The 21490-nt window shown below is 73.2% G+C and carries 17 protein-coding genes and 1 pseudogene; 7 read left to right on the plus strand and 11 right to left on the minus strand.

Features of this window, described 5'->3' with window-relative positions:
• Positions 1-100: 100 nt before the first annotated feature.
• The 9 genes from ACFVFS_RS15310 to ACFVFS_RS15350 all read right to left on the minus strand — a co-directional run bounded on the left by ACFVFS_RS15310 (position 101) and on the right by ACFVFS_RS15350 (position 8734).
• Positions 101-688: a hypothetical protein gene (locus ACFVFS_RS15310; RefSeq protein ID WP_380624177.1), complete on the minus strand. Its 588-nt coding sequence runs from the start codon at positions 686-688 to the stop codon at positions 101-103.
• A gap of 146 nt (positions 689-834) precedes the next feature.
• Positions 835-1854, minus strand: a complete 1020-nt coding sequence (locus ACFVFS_RS15315; protein WP_380624179.1) for an N-acetylglucosamine kinase — start codon at positions 1852-1854, stop codon at positions 835-837.
• Positions 1855-2054: 200 nt separating this feature from the next.
• Positions 2055-3344 (minus strand): 6-phospho-beta-glucosidase, encoded by a 1290-nt coding sequence (locus ACFVFS_RS15320; protein ID WP_380624181.1) that lies wholly within the window; start codon positions 3342-3344, stop codon positions 2055-2057.
• Positions 3344-4255, minus strand: coding sequence for a carbohydrate ABC transporter permease (locus ACFVFS_RS15325; protein ID WP_380624183.1), 912 nt, complete (start codon positions 4253-4255; stop codon positions 3344-3346). Before ACFVFS_RS15325 ends, ACFVFS_RS15320 begins: the two co-directional genes overlap by 1 nt.
• 21 nt (positions 4256-4276) lie before the next feature.
• Positions 4277-5275, minus strand: coding sequence for a carbohydrate ABC transporter permease (locus ACFVFS_RS15330; protein ID WP_380624185.1), 999 nt, complete (start codon positions 5273-5275; stop codon positions 4277-4279).
• A gap of 40 nt (positions 5276-5315) precedes the next feature.
• The gene (locus tag ACFVFS_RS15335) at positions 5316-6677 is read right to left on the minus strand and encodes an ABC transporter substrate-binding protein (protein WP_380624187.1); all 1362 of its coding nucleotides are present in this window, start codon (positions 6675-6677) and stop codon (positions 5316-5318) included.
• A gap of 138 nt (positions 6678-6815) precedes the next feature.
• On the minus strand, positions 6816-8006 hold the full coding sequence (locus tag ACFVFS_RS15340) for an ROK family protein (RefSeq protein WP_380624189.1): 1191 nt from the start codon (positions 8004-8006) through the stop codon (positions 6816-6818).
• Positions 8007-8354: 348 nt separating this feature from the next.
• Entirely contained in the window at positions 8355-8591 is a 237-nt protein-coding gene (locus ACFVFS_RS15345; protein ID WP_380624191.1) for a DUF397 domain-containing protein, read from the minus strand.
• A complete protein-coding gene (locus ACFVFS_RS15350) occupies positions 8588-8734 on the minus strand; it encodes a hypothetical protein (RefSeq protein ID WP_380624193.1) in 147 nt (48 codons plus the stop codon). The genes ACFVFS_RS15345 and ACFVFS_RS15350 overlap by 4 nt, the downstream gene beginning before the upstream one ends.
• Positions 8735-8950: 216 nt before the next feature.
• Here ACFVFS_RS15350 and ACFVFS_RS15355 point away from each other — a divergent pair, with 216 nt between their 5' ends.
• The 4 genes from ACFVFS_RS15355 (at position 8951) to ACFVFS_RS15370 (ending at position 12024) form a co-directional block, all read left to right on the plus strand.
• Positions 8951-9178, plus strand: a complete 228-nt coding sequence (locus tag ACFVFS_RS15355) for a hypothetical protein (protein ID WP_380624195.1) — start codon at positions 8951-8953, stop codon at positions 9176-9178.
• Positions 9156-9674, plus strand: coding sequence for a DUF6879 family protein (locus ACFVFS_RS15360; RefSeq protein ID WP_380624197.1), 519 nt, complete (start codon positions 9156-9158; stop codon positions 9672-9674). The genes ACFVFS_RS15355 and ACFVFS_RS15360 overlap by 23 nt, the downstream gene beginning before the upstream one ends.
• Complete coding sequence (locus ACFVFS_RS15365) at positions 9671-10522, plus strand: helix-turn-helix domain-containing protein (protein WP_380624207.1); 852 nt, start codon at positions 9671-9673, stop codon at positions 10520-10522. The genes ACFVFS_RS15360 and ACFVFS_RS15365 overlap by 4 nt, the downstream gene beginning before the upstream one ends.
• Before the next feature lie 275 nt (positions 10523-10797).
• Complete coding sequence (locus ACFVFS_RS15370) at positions 10798-12024, plus strand: tetratricopeptide repeat protein (protein ID WP_380624199.1); 1227 nt, start codon at positions 10798-10800, stop codon at positions 12022-12024.
• A 123-nt stretch (positions 12025-12147) separates the two neighbouring features.
• On the opposite strand, the gene ACFVFS_RS15375 is transcribed toward ACFVFS_RS15370, so the two are convergent.
• Positions 12148-13263, minus strand: coding sequence for a mechanosensitive ion channel family protein (locus ACFVFS_RS15375; RefSeq protein WP_380624201.1), 1116 nt, complete (start codon positions 13261-13263; stop codon positions 12148-12150).
• 520 nt (positions 13264-13783) lie between these two features.
• Between ACFVFS_RS15375 and ACFVFS_RS15380 the strand changes: the two are divergent.
• Positions 13784-14287 (plus strand): annotated as a pseudogene (locus ACFVFS_RS15380) (HNH endonuclease); the annotation flags it as partial.
• Positions 14288-14540: 253 nt separating this feature from the next.
• On the opposite strand, the gene ACFVFS_RS15385 reads toward ACFVFS_RS15380, so the two are convergent.
• Complete coding sequence (locus ACFVFS_RS15385; protein WP_380624203.1) at positions 14541-18617, minus strand: beta-N-acetylglucosaminidase domain-containing protein; 4077 nt, start codon at positions 18615-18617, stop codon at positions 14541-14543.
• A 318-nt stretch (positions 18618-18935) separates the two neighbouring features.
• On the opposite strand from ACFVFS_RS15385, the gene malQ reads away from it, so the two are divergent.
• A complete protein-coding gene (gene malQ / locus ACFVFS_RS15390) occupies positions 18936-21077 on the plus strand; it encodes a 4-alpha-glucanotransferase (RefSeq protein WP_380624209.1) in 2142 nt (713 codons plus the stop codon).
• Positions 21078-21151: 74 nt separating this feature from the next.
• A complete protein-coding gene (locus ACFVFS_RS15395) occupies positions 21152-21334 on the plus strand; it encodes a hypothetical protein (RefSeq protein ID WP_380624205.1) in 183 nt (60 codons plus the stop codon).
• The last annotated feature ends 156 nt before the right edge of the window (positions 21335-21490 follow it).

The following is a 21490-nucleotide window of genomic DNA, read 5'->3' on the forward strand; positions in this document are numbered from 1 at the left end:
GCGGTGATCACCGCCGGACCCCATCCGACAACCTCAACCGCGGTTGAGGTCAAGTCCGCCGGGTCGGGAGCCCCCCGCCGCCCCCCGCCGGGCGGGGCGGTCACGGCTGCTGCAGCTCCCGGATGCGGGTGATCCGGCCGCGGGCGTCCAGGACGACGTCGTAGGCGTTGCCGTAGCAGGCGTACGGGGGCTCGGGCTCGCCGGCGGCCAGGCAGGTGTCCAGGTGGTCCAGGAGGACGGGGAGTTGGACCTCCTTGGCGGGCTCGTCGTGCGGGAGGTCGACGAGGGTGGCGGTGGCGTGGGCGGCCAGCGCGTGGGTGGCGGGGTCGGCGTCGGGGGAGCAGGCGGGGCGGAGGGTCAGGCGGCCGTCGGTGACGTCGAGGACCCGGACCACCCGGCGGCCGGCCGGGGTGGCGCAAGGGGCGGGGGAGAAGAGGTCGGGGGCGGCCCGGAGGAGTCCGTCGTCCGTGAACTCCGCGGGGTCCGACGGGTCGGCGGGGTCCGAGGGATCGGCGGGGTCGGCGAAGTCCGGGGGGTCCTCGGCGTCACCGGGATCCTCGGCGTCCCCGATGTCCTCCGCGGCCATCGCCGGCGTCGGGTCCTCGTCGATCGGGGTGCAGGCGGCGAGACCGGTGGTGGCGGCGCAACAGAGCAGCACGGCGAGGAGGAGGCGGCGGGGCGCGGTCATGGGGCGAGTCTCCCAGGAACAGGGCCGGACGAGACATCCACCTGGACGCGGAATCCGCGGAACCGGTTCCGGAATTCGCGGACCCGGTTCCGGGCGACCGCCCCCGCCGGGTGTGCGGACCGGGCGGGGGCGGGGACGGGGAGGCGCTACGCGGCGACCGGGTGCGCCGGGTCGTAGGCCTTGCGGACCCGCTCCTGGGCCTCCGGCCCGGCCTGGAGCCGGTCCAGTCCGAGCAGCGCCGCGCCGAGGACCGGCGGGGCGACCACGATCCGCGGCTCGGCGAGCGGGGCCTCGGCGGCCAGCCGGGCCGTCAGGTTGTCGAGCAGCAGCGGCTGCCGGGAGGCGAGCACCCCGCCGCCGAGCACCAGCGGGGTGGGCGTGTCCAGCAGCTCCAGGCGCCGCAGGGCGACGACGGCGAGCCGGGTGATCTCGTCGGCCTGCCGGTCGATCAGCGACCGGGCGGTGGCGTCCCCGGCCTCGGCGACGGCGAAGAGCACCCGGACGATCTCGTGCAGCCGGACGGACGGCAGGTGCCCGAGGTGGACGGCCTCGGCGACGGCGATGGTGGTGGGAAGGCCGAAGTGCTCGGCGATGGCGGCGGCCAGGCCGGTCGACCCGCCGCGCCCGTCCTCCGCCCGGACGGCGTGCCACATGCTGTTGACGGCCAGGCCCCAGCCGCCGCCCCAGTCGCCGGTGAGCTCGCCGAGGGCGGGGAAGCGGGCGGTGCGGCCGTCGGGCAGCAGGCCGACGCAGTTGATGCCGGCGCCGCAGACCACGGCGACGCCGCACGGACCGTCGGTGCCGGCCCGCAGCAGGCCGAAGGTGTCGTTGACGACGGTGTTGCCGGCGCCCCACGGGTGGGACTCCAGGGCGACGCGCAGCGCCTCCTCCTCGACCGGCAGGTCGGCGTTGGCGAGGCAGGCGCTGACGTGGGCGGTCAGCGGGCCGGTCCAGCCGGCGGCCCCGGCCGCCGCCGCGGCCTCCTCGACCAGCGGGGCGAGCTCGGCGACGGCGGCCGCGGCACCGGTCTTCGCCGGGTGGAAGCCGCCGCCCCGGGCGGAGCCGAGGACGGAGCCGTCGGTGCCGATCAGGGCGACATCGGTCTTGGAGTTGCCGGCGTCGATGGCGAGGACGCCGGGCAGGTGCGGTTCGGGGTGGTGGGTCATTGGGATTCCCGCGGCTCGTCGTACGTGGCCCGGCCGGGGGTCTTTCCCGACCGGGGGTGGCGTGTCTCCGCCCGGTGCCCGCACCCGGGGGTGCGCGGTCCGCCCGCGACCCGGCCCGCACTCCCCCACGGAGTGCGGGCCGGGGACCGGGGGCCGGGCGCTGCCCGGGCGGGGACGGGACGGGGCGGAGGCCGGGCGGGTCAGGCCCAGGCGAGGTGCTCGCGGTTGTGGGCGAGCAGCCGGTCCGTCAGCTGGTCGGCGAGTTCGATCTGACCGACCAGCGGGTGGGCGAGCAGGGCGTCGAAGACCCGGTCGCGGCCGCCGCGCAGGGCGGCGTCCAGGGCGAGGTGCTCGTACGCGGTGACGGCGGCGACGAGGCCGGCGTACAGCGGTTCCAGCGGGCGCTGCGGCAGCGGGCGCACGCCCGCCGCGTCGACCTCGGCCGGCACCTCGATCACGGCGTCGTCCGGCAGGAACGGCAGCACGCCGTCGTTGCGGGTGTTGACCACCTGCACCGAAGTGCCGCCGCCGGTGCCGAGCAGCGCCGCGATGAGCTGCACCGCGGCCTCGGAGTAGAACGCGCCGCCGCGCTTGGCGAGCAGCTCCGGCTTGGTGTCGAGGGCCGGGTCGGCGTACATCTCCAGCAGCTGCCGCTCGATCTCGGCGACCTCGGCGGCCCGCGAGCCCTTGGACTTCAGCTCCTCCACGACCAGGTCGTGCTGGTAGAAGTACCGCAGGTAGTAGGAGGGCACGACGCCGAGCCGCTCGATCACCCGCTGGGGCAGGTGCAGGTCCTCGGCGATCTCCTTGCCGAAGCCGGAGAGCAGCTCGGGCAGCACCTCGCGGCCGCCGGCCGCGCCGGGGGCGTCGAGCAGGGTGACCCCGCGCTCCCAGGTGAGGTGGTTGAGGCCGACGTGGTCGAGGCGGACCAGCTCCGGGTCGACGCCCAGGTGCTTGGCGAAGCGCCGCTGGAAGCCGATGGCGACGTTGCACAGGCCGACGGCCTTGTGGCCGGCGTTCTGCAGGGCGCGGGTGACGATGCCGACCGGGTTGGTGAAGTCGACGATCCAGGCGTCGGGGTTGGCGCGCCGGACCGTCTCGGCGATGTCGAGCACCACCGGGACGGTGCGCAGCGCCTTGGCGAGGCCGCCGGCGCCGGTGGTCTCCTGCCCGACGCAGCCGCACTCCAGCGGCCAGGTCTCGTCCTGGTTGCGGGCCGCCTGCCCGCCGACCCGCAGCTGCAGCAGCACGGCGTCGGCGTCGGCGACGCCCGCGGCGACGTCGGTGGTCGTGGTGACGACGGCGCCGTGGCCCTGCTTGGCGAAGATCCGCCGGGCCAGCCCGCCGATCAGCTCCAGCCGGTCGGCGGCCGGGTCGACCAGGACGAGTTCGCCGATCGGGAGGGTGTCGCGCAGCCGGGCGAAGCCGTCGATCAGCTCCGGGGTGTACGTCGAACCGCCGCCAACGATGGCCAGCTTGAGTGCGGACATCAGCCCTTGACCCCTGTCAGTGTCACGCCTTCGATGAAGGCCTTCTGTGCGAAGAAGAAGAGGACGATCACCGGGGCCATCACGAGGAGGGTGGCGGCCATGGTGAGGTTCCAGTTGGTGTGGTGGGCGCCCTTGAAGGACTCCAGACCGTAGGAGAGGGTCCAGGCGTCGTGGTTGCTGCTGGCGTAGATCTGCGGGCCGAAGTAGTCGTTCCAGCAGTAGAAGAACTGGAACAGCGCGACGGCGGCGATGGCCGGCTTGGCCATCGGCAGCACCACCCGCAGCAGGGTGCGCAGGTCGCCGCAGCCGTCGATCCGGGCCGCCTCGATGTACTCCTTGGGGATGGTCATCAGGAACTGCCGCAGCAGGAAGATCGAGAAGGCGTCGCCGAAGGCCATCGGGATGATCAGCGGCCAGAGCGAGCCGCCCAGGCCCAGCTGCTTCGCCCAGAACAGGTACATCGGGATGATGGTGACCTGCGGCGGCAGCATCATCATCGCGATGACCGCCATCAGCGCCAGGTTGCGGCCGCGGAAGCGGAACTTGGCGAGCGCGTAGGCGACCGGCAGGCTGGAGACGATGGTCAGCACGGTGCCGAGGCCCGCGTACAGCAGGGTGTTGCGCCACCAGGTGAGGAAGCCGGGGGTGTTCCAGACCTTGCTGTAGTTGCCCCAGTTCCAGGACGTGGGCCAGTAGTCGGTGGTGAGCGCCTGGCTGTCCGACATCACCGAGGTCAGGAAGGCGAAGACGAACGGCAGCAGGAAGAACAGGCCGGCGGCGACGGCCAGCGAGTGGACGGCCACCCAGTTGAGCAGCGCCCGGCGGCGGGCGGTGCGGGCGGCGGCGGTGACGGGTCCGCGGGCGGTGCCCCGGCCGGGGGCCTCGGCGGGGAGGGTCGGGCTGAGAGTCATGATCGTGTCCTCACTGGGCCGCTAGTCGTCGCTGGCCATGAAGCCGGACTTGCGGCGCAGCAGCACCGAGGTGACGGCCATCGAGATGACGAACAGCACCAGGGCGACGACGCACGCCGCACCGTAGTTGAAGCGCTGGAAGCCGAGGTTGTAGACCATCTGCGGCAGGGTCCAGGTGGAGCCGGACGGGTAGCCGGGCTCGAACTGCTGGCCGGAGCCGGCGGCGTTGCCGCTGGCGACCTTCGCGGCGACGATGGCCTGCGTGTAGTACTGCATGGTCTGGATGACCCCGGTGACCACCGCGAACATGATGATCGGCGAGATGTTCGGCAGGGTGACGTACCGGAACCGCTGGAACGGGCCGGCCCCGTCGAGTTCGGCGGCCTCGTACTGCTCCTTCGGGACGTCCAGCAGGGACGCCATGAAGATGACCATCAGGTCGCCGACGCCCCACATGGCGAGCAGGGTGAGCGCGGGCTTGGACCAGTCCGGGTCGGCGAACCAGCCGGGCTGCGGCAGCCCGATCTCGCCGAGGAAGTGGTTGACCGGGCCGGTGCCGGGGTTGAGCAGGAAGGCGAAGGCGACGGTCGCGGCCACCGGCGGGGCGAGGTACGGCAGGTAGAAGGCGGTGCGGAAGAAGCCCACGCCGCTCTTGATCTTGGTGATCAGCATCCCGATGCCGAGGCCGAACGCCACCCGCAGGCTCACCATGATGACGACCAGCCACAAGGTGTTGCGCAGGCCCTGCCAGAACGCCGGGAGGTCGTTGAAGACGTAGTCCCAGTTCTTCAGGCCGCTGAAGACGGGCGAGCCGAAGCCGTTGTACTTGGTGAACGAGAAGTAGATCGTCGAGATCAGCGGGTACAGGAAGAAGACGCTGAAGCCGATCAGCCAGGGGGAGAGGAAGGCCAGGTTGCGGGCCGCCGCCCGGCGGCGCTTCCGGCGCAGCTGCTGCTGCACGGGAGGCGCCGCCGGCGCGGTCGCTCCGGCCCCCTTGCGGGTGGCGGACGCGAGTGACATGGGAGCTCCGTGGACGGGCCGGACGCGCGGGGGCCGGACGCTACTTGGCCTGGGCGATGGCGGCGTCGATCTCCTTGGCGGTGGCGGCGAGGCCGGCCTGGAGATCGGTCTGCTTGCCGGACTCGTAGTCGTAGCCGAGGTTCTGCAGGGAGACGAGGTAGCCGCCGCCGTTGACGACCGCCGGCGTGGTGCCGGAGTTCTTGTGCTTCGCGATGTTCACGAAGGTCTTGAAGTTCTCGTCGGCGACCAGCTTCGGCGACTCCAGCGCGGCGAGGGTGCTCGGCACGTTGTGGATCGCGTTGGCGAAGGAGACGACCGCGTCGGTGTCGGTGGTCAGGAACTTGACGAACTCCCAGGCGGCGGCCTGCTTCTTGCTGGTGCTGGCGATGCCGACGATGGTGCCGGTCTGGTAGCCGCGGCCGTAGGTGTCCTGCTGGTCGTCCGGCACCGGGAACGGCGCGGTGGCCCACTCGAAGTCCGGCTTGTCGGCGGCGAGCGAGGCGGTGCGCCACTCGCCGTCGATGGCCATCGCGACCTGGCCGGTGTGGAAGGGGTTCTTGGCGCTGAACTCCTCGCCGAAGGTGGAGCGGAACTTGTCCAGCTTGTCGTAGCCGCCGAGCTGGTCGACCAGGCCCTTCTGCCAGTTCAGCATCGCGGCGACCTTGGGGTCGGTGGTGATGGTGGACTTGCCGGAGCCGTCGAAGTAGGTCGGGCCGAACTGGCCGAGGTAGTGCTCGGTGGTCGACTCGTAGCCGTGGTAGAGCGGCATGAAGCCGAGCTGCTTGTAGCCGTCGCCCTCGGCGAGGGTGAGCCGCTTGGCGACGTCGGCGAACTCGCTGAAGGTCTTCGGCGGGTTGGTGATGCCGGCGGCGGCGAAGGCCTTCTTGTTGTAGTACAGGCCGAAGGCGTCGCCGAGCAGCGGCAGCGAGCACTGGTTGCCCTGGAACTGCGTGTAGTCGAGCATCGCGGCCGGGAAGGTCTTGGCGGGGTCGATGCCGGACTTGGCGAGCAGCGGCTTGAGGTCGACGAAGGCCTTGGTGGAACAGAACATGCCGACGTTGTTGGTGGTGAAGGAGGAGACCACGTCGGGGGCGTCGTCGCCGCCGGCCCGCAGCGCCTGGTTGACCTTGTCGTCGGCGATGTTGCCGACGGCCTTGACCTTGATGTTGGGGTGGGTCTTCTCGAAGGCGGCGATGTTGTCGTTGATCGCCTTCACCTCGGACTCCTGGCTCCAACCGTGCCAGAAGGTGATGGTGACGTCCTTGCCGCCGGCCGAGTCGTCGCTGCCGGCGCCGTCGCTGCTGCCGGTGCAGGCGGTGGCGAGCAGGGCGAGGACGGCGCTGCCGGCCGCGGCGGCGATGGTCCGGCGGCTTCTGCGCGTGTGGGAGGTGGTGGAGTGCACTTCGAGGTCCTCCTGGGGCTGCGCGGGCAGGCGTCATTGCCTCGGGTCCCGCGTTCGGGGGTAGGGGAGAGGTGGGTGCAGGGCGTGCGGTGGAGCGTCGGGCTGCGGGGGGAGCGCGGTGCGGTGCGATGCGGTGCGTCAGTGTGTGGAGAAGACCGCCTCACGGGCGGCCGCCAGCGCGCGTTGCAGCGCGCCGAGCAGGACGGGGGAGCCGGTCAGCGCGCTGCCGCGCACCTGCGGCCGGGCGGCGGCGATCCGGGCCAGCTCCTCGGCGACCAGGGCCCGCAGCCGTTCGCCGCCCGCGTTCGGCACTCCGCCGGAGACCACCACGAGCCGGGGGTCCACGACGGCGACGATCACGGCCAGGCCGACGGCCAGCCGGGTGGCCAGCTCGGCGAGGAACGCGTCGCCCGCGCCCGGGGTGGCCAGCGCCCTGGCGACCGACTCCTCGGCGGTCGGCGCGCCGAGCCCGTGCTCCTTGGCCAGGGCCCGGACGGCGGGGGCGCCGACCAGCTCCTGGAACCCGCCGGAGTTGCGGCGGCGGACGTCCTTGACCACCGGCGCGCCGGGCACCGGCATGTAGCCGACCTCCCCGGCGCCGCCGGTGAAGCCGCGGTGCAGCCGGCCGGCGATCACGATCGCCGCGCCGATGCCCTCGCCGGCCCAGAGCAGCACGAAGTCCTCGAACCCGCGGGCCGCGCCGGAGGACTGCTCGGCGACGGCGGCGAGGTTCACGTCGTTCTCGATCGTCACCGGCGCGCCGATCGCGGCGGCCAGGCCCTCGGCCAGCCGCGGCGCGTGCCAGCCGGGCAGGTGGGAGGCGTACCGCAGCTTGCCGGTGACCGGGTCCGGCGCGCCGCCGACCCCGATCACCACGGTGTGCAGGCCGCCCTCCGGGAGGCCGGCCGCGCGGACCGCCCCGGCGACCGCTCCGGCGACCCGGGGCACCGTCTCGGCGGCCGCCCAGCCCTTGGTGGGGACGACGTGCTCGGCGAGCGTGGAGCCGGTGATGTCGGCGACCGCGACCCGGACGTGGCTGGTGGTGACGTCCAGTCCGGCGACGTGCCCGGCGGCCGGATTCACCTGGTACAGCTGCGCGTTGGGGCCCGGCCCGCCGGCCGTGGTGCCCACCGGCAGCACCAGCCCGGCCGCCTCCAGCCGCGCCAGCAGCTGGGAGGCGGTGGGCTTGGAGAGTCCGGTCAGGGTGCCGATCTGGGTGCGGGAGAGCGGTCCGTTCTCCAGCAGGAGTTCAAGGGCGGCGCGGTCGTTGATGGCGCGCAGCAGGCTGGGGGTGCCGGCGAGAGGGGCCTTGGCGGTGCTTCTGGTCACGCGAAGATCCTCCTCCTCGGGACGGCCGTCGGCGGCGAACTGTTAGGAAACTTTCCAGTCGCTCGGGACAGGACCGTACGGGCCCCGTCAGCGGAGTGTCAATGGCCCTTCCCCCGGAGGATGCCGACTCGTTACCGGGCGGCGGGCGACCCCGCCCCGGACGACCTTGAAGAGGGGAATCCATGGGATCTGAGAGAAGGCGGATCGCCGGTGCGGGCCCTCGATTCATCGAGGGCCCGCATCACGAACTGGGGAGCGGCGGCTCCTCGGCGGTCCCCATGAGAGAAGCACGAAGCCCCGCCGCCCGAGTTGCTCGGGCGGCGGGGCTCAAGTTCACCCGTGATGGGGTTAGCCGGCCGGGAAGTTCGGGTCACCGTTCTTGATGGACTTCACGAACGAGGCCCACTCGTCCGAACGGAAAGCGAGGTGAGGCCGGTCGAGGTGCTTGTCGTCGCCGAGCCAGACATCGCCGTTGTCGAAGTGGGCCACACGGACGCAGGATCCGCTGTTGTCCCCGGAGTACTGCGAGATCGCCCAATGCGCGGCCTTGGGGTCGTGGTCATACGGGTCGTGCGGAGTGGTCACGAGATCTCTTCCAGCTTCTTCTGCAACGCGGCGATGGTGTCCTGAGGTGAGAGAGCGAGTCGGCAGTTCGCCGCCGCCATCGCGTGGCAGGTCCGGTGACCACACAGGTGCTCGGCCGGGAAGTCCCGGCCGAGCACCTGCACAGGTCTCAGGGCGCCTTGGTGGTGGTATCGGCTGGGCGGGCCGGGGCCGGGATCGGTGTGGCGGCGACGAGGCGGGTCTCCTCCCTTTACAGGAAGGAGAGTTCGAACATCCGGCAGGGCAGTTCAAGCAAGTTCAAGCAAGTTCATGGTGCGAGTGGCGACTTGCACGGCAAGATCGTTCAAAGCGATCGGCTCCGACCTGTTAGGAGGCTCAGCGTGGCACTGCACAAGCTCGGACAAGATCCCGACAGTCCCGAAGGCAAGTCCCCGACGGTCTACTTCGATGACGCGACGGGCAACTACATCCTCCAGGGCTGGAAGGTGCTCGACCTGGAACGTCTGGCGCAGATGGACATTCCTGGGCACGAGACCGTGATCGAATTCCCGAGGCGAATGATGCGGTTCTTCCCGGAGGTGAGCGGTGGTAGCAGTCCCATCGCTTGAGGATCTGCTGCGGACCTGTACCCGTTCAGCTCTCCATTTGGAGACACGCGATGGCTACATGCGGGACGACCCTCTGTTCCTCCGTTGGCTGAGTGGGCAGCGCGACGACCCTTCCGACCGCTCCTCGTGGTGGAGCCCCTGGTTGCAGCTCATCGAGGAGACCACGAGTCGCGGCGTCGAGGTACGGCGCGCGCGGGTCGTCTCGGAACCGGTGAGTGAGTACATCCGGTTCGAGCACGAGATCACGTTCCGGAACGTCGCCTCCGGTGAGCAGGTCAGGTGGCTTCCCCGGCGGCAGGCGACCGGCCTGGCGCTCCCGGGCAACGACTTCTGGCTGATCGACGGCCAGGTTCTCCTGGTCCATCACTTCAGTGGTGACGGCGACTTCGTGGACGACGAGCTCGCCACCGATCACCGGACGGTGAAGCTCTGCGCCACCGCGTTTGAGGCCGTCTGGGAACGGGCGGTCCCGCACGAGGACTTCCGGCTGCGCTGACCGTGTCCGCGTCGTCCAGCGTTCAGCAAGCCAAGCAGTCCTTGGGCCAGCGTCTGCGCGACATCCGGCGCGACTCCGGACTCAGCGCACGGGCGCTGGCCGTAGCTGCTGGGTGGCATGAATCGAAGTGTTCCAAGATCCAGAGCGGCCGGGTAGTGCCCTCGGAGGCGGACCTACGCACCTGGACGGCCATCTGCGGCGTCCCGGATCAGGCGGCAGACCTCATCGCGACGGTCCGGAACATCGAGGGAATGTACGTCGAGTGGCGTCGCTTTGAGCGCGCCGGCCTCAAGCGGGCTCAGGAGTCCGTACGCCCCCTGTTCGAGCGCACGCGGCGATTCCGGATGTACCAGTCGTGGGTCATCCCCGGCCTGCTCCAGACAGCGGCCTACACGCGCGCAGTGCTGAGCACGATCGTTTCGTTGCGCAGCACTCCCGATGATGTTGAGGCTGCGGTCGCCGTGCGGATGGAGCGGCAGAATGTGCTGTACACGGGAGACCATCGGTTCGCCATCCTGATCGAGGAGTGGGTGCTGCGGACTGTCATCGGCACCCCGGACGTCCTGGTCGGTCAGCTCGGCCATCTCATCACCGTCGGTTCCCTCCCGTCGGTGAGCCTTGGGGTGATTCCCCTCGGTGCGGCCAGAGGCGCCGGCTGGCCGGTCGAGTCCTTCACCGTCTATGACGACGCGCAGGTGAACGTCGAGCTTGTCTCCGCCCACCTCACCATCACTCAGCCGGCCGAGATCTCCGAGTACGGCCAGGCATTCTCCGAACTGGCCGGCATCGCTGTCTACGGCTCTGAGGCAAGATCGCTCATCACCGGAGCCATCAACGCACTCGGGTGAATGCGAGCAAGCTCAAGCAAGTTCGTCGACCATGCCCCCCGTCGGTTCCTACCGCTCCATATGACTGAACCGCGACGATCTGACGCCCAACGAGCGTGCGAGCTTCCAGTCCGCCTACGAGGAGGGCCTGCCGGCCGTTCGCTACCTCATGCGTGAACTCGAACTCCTGCGTCAGCACTTCTCCGCCCACGGCGAGGAACTGTTGGCCGACCTGCGCCACCAGACCGACCACCTGTAATGCCACGCTGAGCAGAACCGAATGAGGGAAGGATCAAGTGCTTCAGCACCTCATCACACAGGACGACGGCCTGCGTATGGTCCCCACCGACCGGAACGGTCTGACCACCGCGGTCGGCCGACTTCACGAGGAACTGCGGGGCTTGCCCAAGGGGTCCAACCCCGCTCGCACTCGCGTCCTCACCAGGTGGATCGGCATTGGGCAGATGTGCCTGGGCAACCACGAGGACGCCCGCGCGTTCCTCCGGCAGTCGCTAGACCTCGCCGCAGCGATCGGCAACACCGGAGCGGTCGTCGCCACCGGGCTCAACCTCGGAGACGCGCACCGCTACGCCGGTGACATACAGACCGCAGACGCGCTCTACCGCAGCGCGTTGAAGACCGCGCGAAGCCGGCACCCGGAACTGGTCGACTTCGTGCTCCAGCACACCGGCAAGCACCTGATGGAACGCGGCGACCTCGCGGAGGCCCGGACTCTTCTGCAGGAAGCCCTCAGGCTGCGGACCGCCAAGGGCAGCACCGAGTTGGTCGAGTCCACGCAGGCCGCACTCGATCGGGTCGAACTGCTGCTCGGCGACGCCGCAGCGGCGACACAAAGCCAGTGGAGCCGCGGGTGGACCTCGTGGCTCCAGTCCCACACCACGGCCCGGACGCCGGCGAGGTGGGCGCAGGACCTCCCCATGCTCCGGGACGCTGTGCGAGGTCTCACCACCCACCAGCGCGTGCACCCGCGGCACCTGCCTGCTCAGTTGTTTCCCACCGAGCTGATCGCAGCCATGGGGGCAGAGGCCGTGAAAGCCGTTGCTGCCAGCGGATACCTGCACAACGGCAAGTGGAACGCGCCCGTCGGCGACGCCGCGAACCAGTTCGCCGCACAGGTCGACCTGGCCGCAGTCGTAGCACGGTCCACCGGCCTGGAGGTCGAGCAGCCGCACTCCGGTGTCTACATCGGCTACGAGGAAGGACAGTTCCTCGACTTCCACCTCGACGAGTCCGGCTTCGGTGAGGCCAACCTGATCCTCTGCCTCAAGCACGCTCGCGTCACCGGTGCGCCCACGGTGAGCACCACGGTGTTCATCAACGCCAACGGCTATCTCGAATGCGATCTCGGCGTGGGTGACTGTGTCGTATTCGACGGCGCGCTCACGCCGCACGGCCGGACACCGCTCAGCGCCGGAGAGATCGTCACCCTCATCAGCATGGGTTTCCGCGCGCGTGATCGCGCTCTTCGCACCCTCACGGATCTCCCGCCGATCCCTCGGTAGGTGAGGCGTGTCCAGCTGATCCAGTGCCTCGTCCCGTTCCCTGTTGACCGACTCGCTATCGGACGACGCGAAGGCCCCGTCTCCGAGTGAGTCGGAGACGGGGCCCGGGGTGGTGCGTGGAGGTCAGGGCGCCTTGGTCGTGTCGTCCGCCGGTCGGACCGGGGCCGGTATCGGCGTGGCGGCCTTGTAGCCGGCCGAGGTGGGGTCGGACAGGGCGGACGGCGGGGCCGGGTCGGTGCCCGGGGCCGGGACCGCGGCCGTGGTCAGCACCATCGCGGCGGTGGTCCCGGTGCCGGTGCCCGCGGCGGCGGGGAGCGGCAGCTCCTCCTTGACCTTGATCCCGGCCTCGTCGAGCACCCGCTTGACCCGCTGCCGCAGCGCCCGGGCCACGCTCAGCGACTTGCCGGGGGCGGTGCGCGCCTCGATCCGCAGCACCACCGAGTCCGCCGCCACCGACTCCACGCCGAGGATCTTGAACGGCGCCCAGACCAGCTCGTCGTACGGCGCCTCCTTGGCCATCGCCTCGGCGGTCTCCGCGATCAGCGCCTCGACCCGCTCCAGGTCCTCCTTGTAGCCGACCTGGACGTCCACCGAGGCCGTCGACCAGCCCTGGCTCATGTTGGCGATCCGCTTCACCTCGCCGTTGCGGATGTACCAGATCTCACCGCCCGCGCCGCGCAGCTTGGTCACCCGCAGGCCGACCTCCAGCACCGTGCCGGTGGCCACCCCGGTGTCGATCTCGTCGCCGACGCCGTACTGGTCCTCCATGATCATGAAGACCCCGGAGAGGAAGTCGGTGACCAGGTTGCGGGCGCCGAAACCGATCGCCACACCGGCCACACCGGCGCTCGCCAGCAGCGGCGCCAGGTTCATCCCGAGCGCCGAGAGCACCATCAGCGCCGCCGTGCCGAGGATGGTGAACGACGCGACGCTGCGCAGCACCGAGCCGATCGCCTCCGCGCGCTGCTGGCGCCGCTCGGGGTTGACCACCCCGGTGTTGGCGAGCAGCCCGCCCAGCCGGCTCGGCTCCTCCTCCTCGCCCGGGCGGATCATCCGGGTGATGAGCTGGGTGATCACCTTGCGCACCATCGCCCGCAGCACCAGCGCCAGCACGATGATGAAGACGATCCGTATCCCGCTCGCCAGCCAGTCCTGCCAGTGCGAGTCGAACCAGCCGGCGGCCTGCCGGGTGCTGTCGGAGACCTCCTGCGCGCTCGTCGGGATTCTCAGGTCGGGCAACTCCGGGGCCGTGGGAGTGGGGGAGGGGGCGGGCGTCGAGGCCGGCGTCGCGACGGACGCGTCGGCGAGGAGGCCGGCGGCACCGGACCGGAACACGTGCGGGACCTTCCTGCTGGGGTCGTGGCACGGCCCGCCGGCACCGGGCACACGCCCCTGGCCTGCGGACCGTCCGCACTACCCTAACCGCCGCCCGGCCCGCACCCTGACACGCCGATCGGCCGTCCGGAGGGCGCGCGGATCCGCGCGAACGCCCTGTCCGCACTCCTGAGCGCCGCTGTTCGCACTGCTCCGACCGGCCCAGCGGTACCCCGCCGGGGCACCCGCGTGCAACCCGCGCTTCCCCCGGGCATACCGGGTATGACAGAAGCCACACCCGGAGTTCACGTCAGGTCCGTTACACAGGAGTGGTGGCGCCGTACGAAGGCGTAAGGCGACACTGGGGGAGATCACGCACCCGTTGCGCGATCCAACCGCTCGTCCCGGCGCGAGCCACGCGCCGCAGGCGTCCAAGGAGGCATCCGTGCCGCATGTCCTGGTCCTCAACGCGTCGTACGAGCCACTCGGCGTCGTATCGATGCGCCGCGCACTCATCCTCGTCCTCAACCACAAGGCGGTCAGCCTCGAGGACTCGGGTGTCACTCTGCACAGCGCCACCAGCGCCCTTCCGGCGCCGTCCGTCGTCCGACTGACCCGCTTCGTCCGGGTCCCGTTCTGCGGGCCCGTCCCGCTCACCCGCCGGGCGCTGTTCGCCCGCGACCACGGCCGTTGCGTCTACTGCGGGGCCGCCGCCACCAGCGTCGACCACGTCATCCCGCGCAGCCGGGGAGGCCAGCACCGGTGGGACAACGTGGTGGCGGCCTGCCGCCGCTGCAACCACACCAAGGCCGACCGCCACCTCACCGAACTCGGCTGGCGGATGAAGCGACCACCCGCGCCGCCCTCCGGCCTGGCCTGGCGGATCATCGGCACCGGCATCAAGGACCCGCGCTGGCGGCCCTACCTGGAGCCGTACGGCGGCGGTGACCAACTCCGCGCCCCGCAGTGGGGCGAGTACGAGCACCACGACCATACCGACACCGCCCACCCGGTGCCGCTCGGGCGGGCGCACTCCGCCCACCCGGCCCACCCCGCACCCGCCCGCCGCGGCGAGCAGCCAGAGCCGCTCTCCGCCTGATCCCGCACCACAAGGGCTTGCCCGTCATATCTCCCGGTACGCCTCATGGGCCGCCGCGCACCCCCTCGGTCGGGGAGCGCGGCGGCCCGCCGTCCGGAGCCGGTCAGGGCTTCTCCTGCGACCTCGCGGGGGTGCCGCCGGGGTTCGGTGTAGGGGCGGCCGGGGTGCCCGAGGGCGTCGGCACGGCCGGCGGCGCGCTCGGCCCCGGTCCGGCGGCCTGGCCGCCCGACTGCGTGCCACCGCCCGGCGTGCCCGCCGGGGTCCCGCCGGGCGTCCCGGCCGGGGGCTGCGCCGGCGGCGTCGCCGTCCCGGCCGCCGGGGTGGCGGCGTACAGCTCGACGCCCCAGAGCGAGTAGCCGTACTTGGTGGCCCGGGCCACGCCCTGCATCCGCAGGAACTTCGCGCCCGGCGCGTCGAACCGCACCGTCTCGTTGCCGCCCGCGCCGTTCTCCACCGTCGCGACGGTGGTCCAGGAACGGCCGTCCGCCGAGGTCTGGATCCGGTACGACGAGGCGTACGCGGCCTGCCAGTGCAGCACCGCCGAGCCCAGGTGGGTGGCCTCCGGCAGCTCCAGCTGGACCCAGGCGTCGTCGGCCGCCGGGGAGGACCAGCGGCTCTTCGGGTCCTGGTCGGCGACCGCCGAGGCCGGGAAGCCCGGCGTCTCGTCGGCCGAGGAGGTGGCCTGCGCGGTGATCGCCAGGTCGGGCCCGCCGGTCGGCGGCACCACGTGCACCTGGAGCACCTGGCGCACGGTGGTCGGCCCGGCCGCGAACACCACCGGCACCTGGTACGTCCCGGACGGCGTCTCCGGTCCGGCGGTGACCAGCAGCGGCACCCCGACCCGGCCGCCGCGCGGCACGCTCACCCCGGTCACCGGCGCCACGGTCAGCCCCTTGGCGACCGCCGGCACCTCGGTGCGCAGCTCCCCGGTGACGCCCTCCGGCCGCCCGGCCTCGACGATCGCCCGGGCCTGCGCCGGCGCGGCCTCCCCGATCACCGCGTCCACCGAGGGGTCGGCCAGGCTCAGCCGGGCCGCCGGGGCGTCCGCGTACCAGGGGATCACCTGGTTGACCACGGGGGGCTCCCCGCCCGGCTTCCAGGCCAGCCGGAACGCGTCGGCGGGCAGGCCGCCGGCCGACAGCTCGTTCCAGCCCGGCTGCACGGTGCCGATCTCCGCCCAGGAGCCGTCCTGGTGCCGCACCGAGACGGTGGCCGAGGCCCGTACGCCCGGATCGGTCAGGACCGTGAGGCGGTCCAGCGGCCGGGCGGCGCCCAGCTCGACGGTGAGCGGCTCGTCCGAGGCGGTCGGCGCGGTGGCCGCCCGGTAGGCGGTGTCCGGGTTGCCGTCCAGCACCGCGGCGGCCGAGGAGCCGGGCAGCGCGGCCGGGCCGCCGGAGACGCTGGCCGGCAGCTCGTCCGGCGCGGTCACCGAGAACTCGCGCACCGCGACCGCGGTCTTCTGCGCGGCCGTGGCCCGCAGCCGGACCGCCCGGACGACCGTCCCGGCGGGCAGCTGCGCGGAGACCGACTTCTGGTTCTTCACCGTGGCCAGCCGCTTCCAGCCGCCCTCGCCGGTGGAGTACTCCAGCACGCCCTCGCGGATGTAGTCGTCGAGCGCGCTCTGGCCGTCCGGGCCGGTGCCCCAGGAGCCCATCAGCACGGTCACACTGCCGACCGGGCGCCCGTCGCCGAGCTCCAGGCCGACCGAGTCGCCCGCCTGCGGCGGCGCCGAGCTCCAGTAGAAGGTGTCGGCGACGCCGTCGGCCATCAGCGCCGGCAGGTGGTCGTGCGCGGTGCCCATCGTGGTGGTCGGGGTGATGCCGCCGCCCTGCACACCGGCCCAGGTGTCGGCGGCCCGCAGCGCCCGCTCCAGGAACGGGCCGAGCACGCCCGCGCCGACCGTCGCCGGGCTCTGGCCGAGCTGCTCGCGCAGCTTGTTCAGCTCCACCCGGGCCTTCCAGGCGGCCCCGCCGTCCCCGCCGCGCTGCGCCAGCAGCATGTCCAGGGCGGCCTTCCCGCCGAGCCCGTAGTCGCGCAGCGGCGCCAGCCAGGGCGCCGCCTCCGCGGCCAGCCCGGCGGTCGCCGGGGCGGCGGCCAGGGCCTGCTGGGCCCCCGCCATCGCGGTGAACGCCTCCCGCAGCGGGGCGGCCGCCTCGATCAGCTTCGCCAGGTCGGGCGCGGCGCCCGAGGTCGGCTCGGCGGTCGCCCAGAAGCGGTCCAGCAGCGGCAGCAGATAGCCGGACTCCTGCTTGGCCAGCGGCGAGGACACGCTGTTGCCAGCCAGCGCGGTGACCGCCGGCAGGGTCTCCCCGGTGGGCGTCGCCGTCGCGCCGGTCGGGCCGGCCAGCGAGCGCAGCGCCGCCCGCCAGGAGTCCTCCGGCTTGTAGCCGCCCGGGTTCCAGGCGAAGTCCCCGGCCGTGGCGAGCGCGATCCGGGAGGCGACCGGCTGCTGCATCGCGCCGGTCAGCATGACGGCCGAACGCGTCGCCACCTCGTTGTCGCGGCCGGTGTAGGCGCCCAGGAAGAGCCGGTCCGGGGTGGCGTCGTTGACCGGGTAGTTGTCCATGGTGACCAGCGGGTGCCGGTAGAGGTCCGCGGTGTCGCCGACCTGGGTGCCGGTGATCCGCTCCGGGATCACCCCGACCCCGCTCCAGGCCACCTGCACGGCCGGCGGCAGCGCGGCGGCCAGTGCCGTCCGGTACGGGGTGGCGCCCTGCTGGTGGTACTCGGTGGGGACGACCGACAGCGGCGCCAGGCCCGGGTTCCTCGCGACCAGCCGGTCCTGCACCTTGGCCGCCAGCTCGGCCTGCGCCTTGGCGGCGGCGGCCGGGCCGGTGCCGTACTTGGCCCGGTCGTCGGAGCAGTGCCACTCGTCGTAGGAGACGTCCAGGAACTGCAGCTGGAACGCGGTGAAGCCGAGCCTGCGCAGCCCGTCGAGCTTGGTGACCAGGGCGTCCGCGTCCTTGCCCGAGCTGTAGCAGAACGACTGGCCGGGGTCGATCGCGTAGCCGAGCGTGACGTGGTTGCGCCCGGCCCGGGCGGCCAGCGCGCGCAGGTCGTCGGCCTTCGCCTCCGGGTAGGCGTCCCGCCAGCGGGCCGTGCGGTACGGGTCGTCGCCCGGGGCGTAGAGGTAGAGGTTCTGCTTGGAGCGGCCGAGGAAGTCCAGCTGGTCCAGCCGCTGCTGCTGGGTCCACGGGGTGCCGTAGAACGCCTCGGCGGTGCCGCGCACCGGGGCGCCGGACGGCCAGTCGCGCAGGGCGATCCCGGGCAGGCCGAGGCCCGCCGCGCCCGGCCCCTGGCCCTGCTCGGCCGGGACGGCGGCCAGCAGCTGGCGCAGCGACTGGGCCGCGTAGAAGGTGCCGGCCGCGTCGGCGCCGGCCAGCACGACCGCGCCGTAGCTGCCGCCGCCGGCCACCGGCAGCTGACCGGCCGCCAGGACGTAGCCGCCGGCGGGCATGCCGGCCGTGCCCGGGGCCGCGGTGTCCTTGCCGCCGGCCGCGACGGCCAGCTCGCGCAGGACCCGGTCGGTCGCGCCGCCCGCGCCCTCGGCGGGGCCGCCGACGTAGACCACCAGCGAGCCGGCGACCGGCGCGGGGGGCTCCGACAGCGGGTTCACGGTGGCCGCCCCGGCGATGCCGAGGACCTCGTGCACCGCGGCGACCGCGCCGTGGTCCGCCTTCGGCGCGACGACCAGGGTGACGGTGCCCGGCACCGTGACCGGCTTGCCGGCCACGGTCCGCTCCTGCGGGCGGGGGAAGACCTGTGGGTCGCTCACACTGCCGAGCGGGGTCTGCGGGGCGCCGTTCGCGGTGCTCACCACGTCCGGCCCGGGCGTGAACCCGGGCGTCCGCGCGTACGCGGCCGGGCCGCTCACCAGCAGTCCGCCGACCACGGCCGCCGCCGACAGGGTGGCCGCCACCTGGAGGGTGCGCCGGCTCGGCGCCCCGGGCCGGGCGGCCAGCTCGCGCTCGGTCCGGACGGAGCGCAGCAGCGGTTCGGTGCCCTTGAGGTCCGCGATCAGCCGGTCCGCCGTGCGCGGCGCGAGCTGACGGCAGGTCCGCGCCGTGGCCCGCCGCGCCGCGAGGGCCGCCGGGTGCTGGAGCACCTCGCGCAGCGCCGGACTGTGCTCCAGCTGCTGGCGGAACCGCCGGCCGGCCACCTCGGACACTCGGGCTTGCACAGGAGCCTCCTCGCCAGGCCGGAACCACATCGCGGCACAGCCCACCAGCTACGTTTCCCGGTGTCAACGCCGTCGACGGGTATGCCGATATTGTCCGATTTGACCAGGACTTAAGGCTCCCTTCATGCGCCCGTCCCGGCTCCGGAACGCCCCGCTCCCGCCCCTCCCACCCCATCGGCCGTGTGTGTCGCGCCGGGTCACCGGGCCGTCATCCGGGTAGGACTGTGGCTGTCCTGACTGGGCGTTGCCGAGACATCGCAGGAGCCGCGAGTGGCCGCTTATCTCGACCGTGACGGAGCCGACGGACCGGACGTGCCGGTGCAGGACGCGCCGCCGCCCCCGCCCGAGCTGGTGGCACTGGCGCAGGCCCACGGAGTGGACACCCGCAACGGCCCCGGGGGCGTGCCGGCCGGCGCCCGCACGCTGGTCGCCGTCCTCGCCGCGCTCGGCGTGGACGCGGCCACCCCCGACGCCGCCCGCGCGGCGCTCGCCCGGCACCGGGCCGACCAGCGCGCCCGGCTGCTGCCCCCGACCGTCGTGGCCCGGGCCGGCCGCCGCACCGCGCTCGACCTCCCCGCCGACACCCGGCTCGCCGTCGCCCTGGAGCAGGGCGGCCGCTGGGAGCTCCCGCGCGGCCACGCCCACTGGCTGCCCGACGACCTCCCGCCCGGCCGGCACACCCTGCACGCCGAGCTCCCCGGCCGCACCGCCGCCACCGCCCACCTGATCGTCGCCCCCGCCCGCCTGCCCGCCCTCCCCGGCCGCGGCTGGGGCTTCCTCACCCAGCTCTACTCCGTCCTCTCCGACCGCTCCTGGGGCATGGGCGACCTCGCCGACCTCGCCGACCTCGCCACCTGGGCGGGCTCGCTGGGCGCCGGATTCCTCCAGATCAACCCGCTGCACGCCGCCCTGCCCGCCGTCCCCTCCGACCCGTCCCCCTACCGCCCCTCCTCCCGCCGCTTCGCCGACCCCGTCCACCTGCGGGTCGAGGAGGTCCCCGAGTACGCCTACCTGACCGGCGGGCCCCGCGCCGAGGCGGACGCGCTGCTGGTCCGCGCCGCCCGGCTGCGCGCCGAGGTGCTGGAGCACGACGGCCTCATCGACCGCGACGAGGTCTGGGCCCTCAAGCGCCGCGCCCTGGAGCTGCTGCACGCCGAGCACCGGCGGCACGCGGCCCGGCACGGCGCCGTCCGCACCGCCGCGTTCGAGGCCTACCGGGCCCGTGAGGGCGAGTGGCTGGAGCGGTACGCGGTGTGGAACGCCCTCGCCGAGCGCCACGGCGCCGACCACCACCGCTGGCCGAAGGGCCTGCGCCGCCCCGACTCCCCGCACGTGCGGCACGAGGCCGCCGAGCTCGCCGACCGGGTCGACCTCCACCGCTGGCTGGCCTGGCAGACCGACCGCCAGCTCGGCCGCGCCCAGCAGGCCGCCCGCACCGCCGGGATGCCGGTCGGCCTGGTGCACGACCTCGCGGTCGGCGTCCACCCGGACGGCGCCGACGCCTGGGCGCTCCAGGACGTGCTCGCCGCCGGAATCTCGGTCGGCGCGCCCCCGGACGCCTTCAACGCGCACGGCCAGGACTGGGGCCTGCCGCCCTGGCGCCCGGACGCGCTGGCCGCCGCCGGCTACGCGCCCTTCGCCGAGCTGATCCGCTCCGCCGCCCGGCACGCCGGCGCGCTGCGGATCGACCACGTGATGGGCCTGTTCCGGCTCTGGTGGGTGCCGGCCGGGCACGCCCCGACCGAGGGCGTGTACGTCCGCTACGACGCGGAGGCGATGCTCGCCGTGCTCGCCCTGGAGGCGCACCGGGCCGGCGCCGCGGTGGTCGGCGAGGACCTCGGCACCGTCGAGCCCGGGGTCCGCGAGGAGCTGGCGGCGCGCGGGGTGCTCGGCACCTCGGTGCTCTGGTTCGAGCGGGACTGGCAGGCCGGCGGCGGGATCCTGCCGCCGGAGCGGTGGCGGGCGGGCAGCCTCGCCACCCTGACCACCCACGACCTGCCGTCCACCGCCGCCCGGCTCTCCGGCGAGCACGTGGAGCTGCGCCACCGGCTGGGCCTGCTGGCCCGCCCGCTGGGCGAGGAGCAGGCGCAGGCCGCCGCCGAGCTGGCCGACTGGCGCGCCGAGCTGGTCCGGCTGGGCCTGCTGGGCGCGGACGAGCCGCTGTCGGCCGTCGCGCTGCACCGCTTCCTGGCCGCCACCCCGGCCGGGCTGGTCGGCGTCTGGCTGCCGGACGTGGTCGGCGACCCGCGTCCGCAGAACCTCCCCGGCACCTGGGACCAGTACCCGAACTGGCGCCTGCCGATCGCCGACGGCTCGGGCACGCCGGTCACCCTGGACACCCTGGCCGCGGCCCCGGACGTCCGCACCCTCGCCGAGCTGCTGCGCTCCGTGGGCGTCCGGCCGGGCACCGCCGCCGGGCCCGCTCCCGAAAGGCCGACCCCGCCGAGCGGCCCGGCGTAAGTGACGGGTAAGTTGGCACCGTGGACAAGAGGAACGCTTTGCGAGCCGGCGCGGTCACCGCAACGGTCACGCTGATGATGCTGCTGTCGTCGCCCGCCATGGCCCTCACCCGGGACGACGGCGACGACCCGGGTAGCGGCCTGAGCGTCGCCGAGACCCTCGGTCTGTACGTGCTGCTCCCGATCGCGCTCTTCGTGATCATCGGCGGCCTGGCCGCGCTGCCGCTCGGCGGCGGCAAGGACAAGAAGAAGAAGTAGTCGAGGCGCTTCTTCCTCCACCCACGAAGCCCAGCGTCAGACCCCGAGGGGGCGCCCGCCCCCGTGCCGCGGCCCCCCCGGCCGACCCCCCCCCCACCGCCCACCCCCACGAGGGGGGGGGCGCCGGAGAGCCGCGGCGCGGCCCCGAGCGGGGGC

Origin of the sequence: Kitasatospora sp. NPDC057692 (genome assembly GCF_042799475.1) — a bacterium.
In the GTDB taxonomy this organism is placed as follows: domain Bacteria; phylum Actinomycetota; class Actinomycetes; order Streptomycetales; family Streptomycetaceae; genus Kitasatospora.

Coding starts and splice junctions, on each gene's coding strand:
- ACFVFS_RS15310 (WP_380624177.1), bottom strand. CDS start 688: ATGACCGCGCCCCGCCGCCTCCTCCTCGCCGTGCTGCTCTGTTGCGCC.
- ACFVFS_RS15325 (WP_380624183.1), bottom strand. CDS start 4,255: ATGACTCTCAGCCCGACCCTCCCCGCCGAGGCCCCCGGCCGGGGCACC.
- ACFVFS_RS15395 (WP_380624205.1), top strand. CDS start 21,152: ATGATGCTGCTGTCGTCGCCCGCCATGGCCCTCACCCGGGACGACGGC.
- ACFVFS_RS15320 (WP_380624181.1), bottom strand. CDS start 3,344: ATGTCCGCACTCAAGCTGGCCATCGTTGGCGGCGGTTCGACGTACACC.
- ACFVFS_RS15330 (WP_380624185.1), bottom strand. CDS start 5,275: ATGTCACTCGCGTCCGCCACCCGCAAGGGGGCCGGAGCGACCGCGCCG.
- ACFVFS_RS15315 (WP_380624179.1), bottom strand. CDS start 1,854: ATGACCCACCACCCCGAACCGCACCTGCCCGGCGTCCTCGCCATCGAC.